7 protein-coding genes are annotated in these 7,282 nt (G+C 62.5%); 6 read left to right on the forward strand and 1 reads right to left on the reverse strand.

Annotated features, from left to right (window positions below; translation table 11 throughout):
* The first annotated feature begins 4 nt into the window (after window positions 1-4).
* A complete protein-coding gene (gorA, locus tag GEU01_RS05605) occupies window positions 5-1,405 on the forward strand; it encodes a glutathione-disulfide reductase (RefSeq protein ID WP_019085276.1) in 1,401 nt (466 codons plus the stop codon).
* Between the two features lie 170 nt (window positions 1,406-1,575).
* Here the strand turns inward: gorA and GEU01_RS05610 are convergent, their stop codons facing one another.
* Window positions 1,576-1,920, reverse strand: a complete 345-nt coding sequence (locus GEU01_RS05610) for a hypothetical protein (RefSeq protein ID WP_010507003.1) — start codon at window positions 1,918-1,920, stop codon at window positions 1,576-1,578.
* 307 nt (window positions 1,921-2,227) lie between these two features.
* On the opposite strand from GEU01_RS05610, the gene GEU01_RS05615 reads away from it, so the two are divergent.
* From GEU01_RS05615 to GEU01_RS05635, 5 genes are all read left to right on the forward strand, one after another.
* Complete coding sequence (locus tag GEU01_RS05615; RefSeq protein ID WP_019085277.1) at window positions 2,228-3,631, forward strand: class II 3-deoxy-7-phosphoheptulonate synthase; 1,404 nt, start codon at window positions 2,228-2,230, stop codon at window positions 3,629-3,631.
* 31 nt (window positions 3,632-3,662) lie between these two features.
* Window positions 3,663-4,823 (forward strand): beta/alpha barrel domain-containing protein, encoded by a 1,161-nt coding sequence (locus GEU01_RS05620; RefSeq protein ID WP_019085278.1) that lies wholly within the window; start codon window positions 3,663-3,665, stop codon window positions 4,821-4,823.
* Window positions 4,824-4,871: 48 nt separating this feature from the next.
* A complete protein-coding gene (locus GEU01_RS05625) occupies window positions 4,872-5,240 on the forward strand; it encodes a hypothetical protein (protein ID WP_010506998.1) in 369 nt (122 codons plus the stop codon).
* 232 nt (window positions 5,241-5,472) lie between these two features.
* On the forward strand, window positions 5,473-6,810 hold the full coding sequence (gltX, locus tag GEU01_RS05630; RefSeq protein WP_019085279.1) for a glutamate--tRNA ligase: 1,338 nt from the start codon (window positions 5,473-5,475) through the stop codon (window positions 6,808-6,810).
* Window positions 6,811-6,981: 171 nt separating this feature from the next.
* Window positions 6,982-7,282, forward strand: a 301-nt coding sequence (locus tag GEU01_RS05635; protein ID WP_039794389.1) for an IS5 family transposase, incomplete at its 3' end; no start/stop codon positions are given.

Genomic DNA, 7,282 nt, shown 5'->3' on the forward strand with positions numbered 1-7,282 from the left:
CGGCATGAGTTATGACTTCGATCTGTTTGTAATCGGCGCGGGTTCGGGGGGCGTGCGGTGCGCGCGCGTGGCCTCCAGCCATGGGGCGCGCGTGGCCGTGGCGGAAAGCCGCCACTGGGGCGGTACCTGCGTCAACCTTGGCTGCGTGCCCAAGAAACTGATGGTCCAGGCCAGTGAATATGGCGACTGGGTGGATGACAGCCATGGTTTCGGCTGGAACACGAAGCGCGGGCAGCACGACTGGGCCGCGCTGATCGAAGCCAAGGACCGGGAGATCACGCGCCTGAACGGCCTGTATGTCTCGATGCTGGAAAAGGCGGGCGTCGCCCTGTTCACCGGCCATGCCACCATCGAGGACGCGCACACCCTGCGCATCGACCCGTCCCCGCTTGCTCCCCATGAAGCCCCCCGCCGGGTAACCGCCGCCCGGATCGTCATTGCGGTGGGGTCCACCCCGACGGCCCCGAAAATTCCTGGTGCGGAATACGCCATATCGTCCGATCAGGCCTTTCACCTCAAACAGCGCCCGCATCGGGTGTGCATGGTGGGTGGTGGCTACATTGGCGTGGAATTTGCGGGGATATTCCGTGGATTCGGCTCGGAAGTTGACCTGGTTTACCGCCAGCAGCAGCCGCTGCGTGGTTTTGATGGTGACCTGCGCCACGCCCTGCATGACGCCATCGACCTGCGCGGCATCCGCCAGCATGTCAGCGCATCGCCCATTGAAATTGAAAAGCGCAAGGATGGCAGCCTTGCCGTCACCCTTGATAACGGTGGCCGGATCGAAACCGACTGCGTTTTCTTTGCCACCGGCCGTCATCCCAAGGTCACCGGCCTTGGCCTGACGCAGCTTGGTGTGGCGATGGAGGAAAACGGGCGCATCATTGTCGATGAAGGCAGCCAGACAACCGTGCCTGGCATCTATGCCATAGGCGACGTGACCAACCGGCTGAACCTGACCCCCGTAGCCATTGCGGAGGGGCATAACCTGGCCGACCGCCTGTTTGGCAGCGCACCGGCGCGCCAGTGGTCCTATGCCACGACGCCCAAGGCGGTGTTCTTCACCCCCGCCCTTGCCAGTGTTGGCCTGACGGAAGCCGAGGCCGCGCATAAGGGCGCCGTGGATGTGTATGTCAGCCGCTTCCGTCCCATGCGCAACACGCTCAGCGGCCGCCAGCAGCGCACGTTCATGAAACTGGTGGTGGATCAGGCCAGTCAGGTCGTGGTGGGCGCGCATATGCTGGGTGATGACGCGCCGGAAATCATGCAGGGCCTGGCCATCGCGGTAACGGCGGGGCTGAAGAAGGGGGACTGGGACCGGACCATCGGCATCCATCCTTCCTCGGCGGAGGAATTCGTGACCATGCGTACCCGCACGCGTGTCACGCCCCATCACCCAGTCTGATACGGTCCATATGAAAAACCGTTGCCGGGCAGTGTCTCGGCAACGGTTGAAATATCCCGGGAATCAAAAAGAAGTTTCTGGTGAAGCTTTTTTCCGACAGGCGTGGGAGAATGCTGCCTTTTTGAAAAAAGGCAGCACCCAAAAACTTTTATTATTTCTGAAGCCGTTTTCTAGCGGGGCGCGACCCAGCCATTGCCGGTCGAATCGCCAAGCTGGCCATCGCCGTTGATCCCGCTGCTCTGGTACGCGCTGCCAAAGCGTGACAGGTCCGTGCCGGTGACCGAATCACGATGCACGTGTTCCAGATGGTCGGGGTCTGGGCCATGGTTCAGTTCCATGGACGGCGCTTCCTCATAGCCTGGCGGCAGGTGGTTGCGCTGGCCATGAACGGTCATCTTGTCTTCGCTCTGGCTGTTGCTGTCGTCACTGTTGTCGGGTGCGGCCATGGCCGTCACACTGAACAGGCACAGCCCCGCAGCCAGGGCGGTTATGAATTTCCCACGTGTGGTGGCCATGATCCGTAATCCTTTTACCTGAGAGGGCACCATGCCAACCATGCTTCGCCAGGGGAAGCCGTGGTCTGGCAGGCCAACCATGTCACTTTTACATATGGGCGAAGCATGACTGTAATGCGACCTGGTACTGTATGGATCGGGTCGGTTTGTGGCGTCAATGCAACATCGAGTCCCCGCTGGCGGCATGAGTGGAAGGGCCGGGGCCAGAACAGGCTTTGCCATGCCGGGCTTTTTTCGACATAAAGACTGCCCTTCCGCCGCTGGCGGTGGGGACTGTCTTGTATCAAGAGGAATTAGGATCCGACCCATGAGTGCGACGCACAGCCACAACAGTTCTTCCCGGCAGGCCTGGACGCCGGAGAGCTGGCGGTCGTTTCCGGCGCGGCAGATGCCGCGATATCCCGACGAAGCCGCCCTGGAGGGCGTGGAGGCGCGTCTGCGCCGCTACCCGCCGCTGGTTTTCGCGGGTGAAGCCCGGCGCCTGCGCGCCCATCTGGCCAAGGCCGCCACGGGGCAGGCCTTCGTGCTGCAGGGCGGCGCGTGCGCCGAAAGCTTCAGCGAATTCACCGCCGACATCGTGCGCGACACCTTCCGCGTGCTGCTGCAGATGGCCGTGGTGCTGACGTTTGGTGCAAAGGTGCCCGTCATCAAGATCGGGCGCATGGCCGGGCAGTACGCCAAGCCGCGTTCGTCCGACACGGAAACGAAGGATGGCGTGACGCTGCCGTCCTATCGCGGTGACATCATCAATGGCTCGGACTTCACGGAAGCCGCGCGCATTCCTGATCCGAAGCGCATGGAAACCGGCTATTTCCAGTCCGTTGGCACCATGAACCTGCTGCGCGCGTTCGCCAGCGGGGGATATGCCAACCTGCATGAGGTGCATCGGTGGAACCTGGGCTTTGTCGAACGCTCGCCGCTGGCGCAGCGTTACGGGCTGCTGGCCGAACGCATTGGCGAAACGTTGGACTTCATGGCCGCGTGCGGCCTGACGGCGGCCACCACGCCCCAGATCGACGAGACCGAGTTCTATACCTCGCACGAGGCCCTGCTGCTGCCGTATGAACAGGCGCTGACCCGCATCGATTCGACATCGGGCGAATGGTATGACTGCTCGGCCCATTTCGTGTGGATCGGGGACCGTACCCGCCAGCCTGATGGCGCGCATGTCGAATTCCTGCGCGGGGTGCGCAACCCCATCGGGATCAAGGTCGGCCCCACCACCACCATCGAGGATCTGGAGCACCTGCTCGACATCCTCAATCCGGAAGATGAGGCGGGGCGCATTTCGCTCATCTCGCGCATGGGGGCGGGCAAGGTGCGTGACCACCTGCCGCCGCTGCTCGAGAAAGTGATGGCCACGGGGCGGACGGTCACATGGTTGTGTGACCCCATGCATGGCAACACCAGTTCGACCTCGACGGGTGTCAAGACGCGTTCGTTTGACGCCATCCTGTCGGAGATTCACGGCTTTTTTGACGTGTTCGAGGCAGCCGGCGCCCATCCCGGCGGCGTGCATTTCGAAATGACCGGCCAGAACGTGACCGAGTGCATCGGCGGCGCACACCGCTTGACGGAAGAGGATCTGGGTGAACGCTATGAAACCTTCTGCGATCCGCGCCTGAACGCGGAACAGTCGCTGGAGATGGCGTTCCGCCTGTCTGAAGAACTGAAGACGCGGATGCATCGCACGCACGGCGGGGCACGCTAGTTCCGCCCGTATCGGGGGGATTGGAGGGGCTATGACCCATGGTGAGAAGGCAGGCCGGGGTGCGGGTGCGGTGGAACCGGACGTGATCGCCGCCCGCACGGATGCGTATTTCAACCGCACGCGTGCCATTGTCGAACACTTTGGGGACAGGAAGGTGACTTATGCCGTCTTTCTGCGCCGCCCCGTCGTGTCCGCGCCACGGCTTATGGTGGACTGGCTGCATGCCGTCGCGGCCGAACGTGGGATCGCTATCGAATGTGACCTCATGTTCCCCGAGGGAACATGGGTGGGCGCGGGCGAACCGCTGGCCTACGTGACCGGATCGTTCGCGCAGCTTGCGGTGCTGGAGACGCTGGTGCTCCAGCGTCTTGGCCCGGCCTGTGTCGCCGCCCACAATGCCTACCAGATGGCCATGGCGCTGCCGCATGTGCGCTTCATGGCGATGGAGGCGCGGCACTGCGCGGGCTTTGGCATGCAGGAACAGATGGCCTATGCCGCCTCCGTCGGCAGTCATGCCGCCCAGAAGGAAGGGGCGCTGGGCTTTGTTGGTGGCGCCAATGATGCGACGGCGCATTATTTCGGCACCACGAAGGGCCTGGGCACCATGCCGCACGCGCTGGTGGGCTATGCCGGGTCCACCCTGCGGGCCGCCGAGATGTTCCATGAGGTCTATCCTGAAGTGGATCTTGTGGTGCTGGTGGATTATTTCGGGCGGGAGGTGACGGACGCGCTGGAAGTCTGTCGCCATTTTCCCGACCAGGCCGCAACCGGGCGTCTGGCCGTGCGTCTGGATACGCATGGCGGCCGCTTTCTGGAGGGGCTGGACCCGCAATCGTCCTATGACGTGCTGGAACGCCACACGCCGGGCAGCATCCGGCGGTACCGGTCGGACAAGGAACTGCGCTACCTTGTGGGCACGGGGGTTTCCGCCGCCGCCATCTGGCGCATGCGCGAGGCATTGGACGAGGCCGGGTTCGCGCATGTGCGCATCATCGCGTCATCGGGTTTCAGCGTGGAAAAATGCCTCAGCATGGCTGACGCCCATGCCCCGGTCGATGTGATCGGCACCGGCTCCTTCATTCCCGACCGCTGGTCGGAAACCTATGCCACGGCCGACATCGTGGCCTATGACGATGTGCCACGGGTCAAGGCGGGGCGTGAGTTCCTGCTGCGCCACATGCGCAACCGCTAGGCCGCAGGCCCGCGTCGCGCGCACGAACGCATAACGAAAGGCTTCATCTTGTCAGAAACCATTTTTGCCCCCGAAGGGGGATGGCGCGTGCGGATTCTGGATCTGTCAGGCGGTGCCGAGGACAATATTGTCGAGGAAGTCGGCGGCTTCCCCGATCTGATCCAGGCCAATGCCTTTGCGCGTGCCTATGTGCGCGACAGCATCGAACGCTGCCGCATGCCAGGCCTGTCGGCGGCCGACATCCTCAAGGCATGGTTTTCCTTTGGGGAGGATGCGGAAGTGCTGGAAGCGGGTGATCAGGGCTGGCGTTCGGCCAATGAACTGGATGATTTCGCAGCCCATGCCGCAAGCCCGATGGAGCGCGACTGGCGCGCCTTTGACCCCCGTCGTGGCGGTGACGAGGATGATGAGGCGTAAGAACGCCCTTGAATCTGTAAAAGTATAAAAGTTTTTGGGCGCCGCCTTTTTTCAAAAAGGCGGCGTTCCTTATAGTCCACCTGAAAAAACTTCCCCAAGGCGTCTGGCATCGCAAAAGCGGGCTTTCCGGGTGCGTCCGGCGTTCGGCCCGGTCCTGAAGGGGTGGCGTTTCCGCGTCGGATTGCGCATGTGTTCTCTGGCATTCGGGGCGTAATCGCCGCATATAGGGGGCATGAAACTCCGTTTTGCGCCCAGCCCGACCGGGCTGATCCATGTCGGCAATGCGCGTCAGGCCATTGCCAATGCCCTGTTTGCCCGCCGCCACAATGCCCGCTTCCTGCTGCGCATTGACGATACCGATCGTGGTCGTTCGAAGGAGGACTATGTGCAGGCCCTGCAGGACGACCTGCGCTGGCTTGGCATTGGCTGGGACGAATTCGTGCGGCAGTCGGACCTGCTGGACCGCTACGCGCTGGCCATTGAGCAGCTTAAGGCCAGCGGGCGGCTTTATCCGTGTTTTGAAAGTGAACAGGAATTGGCCTCCAAGCGCGAGGCCCGTATCCGCATGCGCAAGCCGCCGGTCTATGACCGCGCCATGCTGCGCATGACCCCGCAGCAGCGCGCGCAGGCCGAAGCCAATGGCAAGGTGCCGTACTGGCGCTTCCGGCTGTCCGATCACCGCACGGTAGAATGGAATGATCTGGTCATGGGGGCGTGCCGGGTGAAGCTGCCCGCCATTTCCGACCCCGTGCTGGTGCGCGCGGACGGGACAGTGCTGTACACGCTGGCATCCGTCGTGGATGACATGGAACTGGGCATCACCCACATCATCCGCGGTGAGGACCATGTGACCAATACCGGCGTGCAGATCGACATTGCCGAGGCACTGGGGGCAAAGCGCAACCGGTTCACCTTCGCGCACCTGCCGCTGTTGCTGGATGAAGGCGGCGGCAAGCTGTCCAAGCGTTTTGACGGGCTGTCGATTCGCGCGCTGCGGCAGGACGGGGTCGAGCCATCGGCCATCGTGTCCTACCTTGCGCGCCTGGGCAGCGCGGACGATCCGGCGCCACTGTCGTTTGATGAACTGGCAAAGAGCTATGACCTTGGCCGTGTCTCGCGCTCTGCCGCGCGGTTTGACATGCGGCAGTTGCTGGGCCTGAACCGTCGCATCATGCATGCCATGCCGTTCGAGGAAATCCGCGCCCGCCTGCCCGAAGGCGCGACTGAAGCCTTCTGGCTGGCGGTGCGGGGCAATGTGGATATGGTGGGTGAACTGCGTCACTGGTGGGACGTCGTGGCCGGTGAGATCATCCCCCCGGTGATCGAGGAGGCGGATCGTCCCTACCTGCTGCAGGCGCTGGAGTCGCTGCCTGCGGAACCGTGGGACGAAACCACGTGGAAAACATGGACCACGGCCGTGAAGGACGCCACGGGGCGCACGGGCCGCGCCCTGTTCCACCCGCTACGCCTTGCGCTGACGGGGGAAGACAGCGGACCGGAAATGCGCGACCTGCTACCGCTTATGGGCCGGGCGCGCGTGGCCGACCGGCTGCAGATCGCGGCACGCTGACATGAAAAAGGCCCGGTTTCGTACCGGGCTTTTTTTTAATGGAGAAAGATTTGCCATAATAAAAGTTTCTGGGTGCCGCCTTTTTTCAAGAAAGCGGTGTTTCCTGAAGCTTTTTGGGGTCTGTTGGGAATTGTGCTTTTTCAAAGTCACCAAATGTGATTCAAAATCCGTATGGATCGCTTCGTACTGACAGACGCCCAATGGGCGAAAATGGAACCGCTGTGCCTTGGCAAGAAAACGGATCGGGGGCGCAGCGGGCAGGACAACCGTCTTTTTATCGAGGCGGTCTTATGGATTGCCCGGACCGGCAGCCCATGGCGGGACCTTCCGACGTATTTCGGGCATTGGAACTCGGTCTATTCCCGTTACAGCGACTGGATGAAAGCCGGTGTTTTCAAACGGCTTTTTGAAGCGGTCTCTGACGAGGCCGACATGGAATATGCGATGATCGACGGCACGGTGGTCCGGGTTC

Origin of the sequence: Komagataeibacter europaeus LMG 18890, from assembly GCF_000285295.1 — a bacterium.
Lineage (GTDB): Bacteria > Pseudomonadota > Alphaproteobacteria > Acetobacterales > Acetobacteraceae > Komagataeibacter > Komagataeibacter europaeus.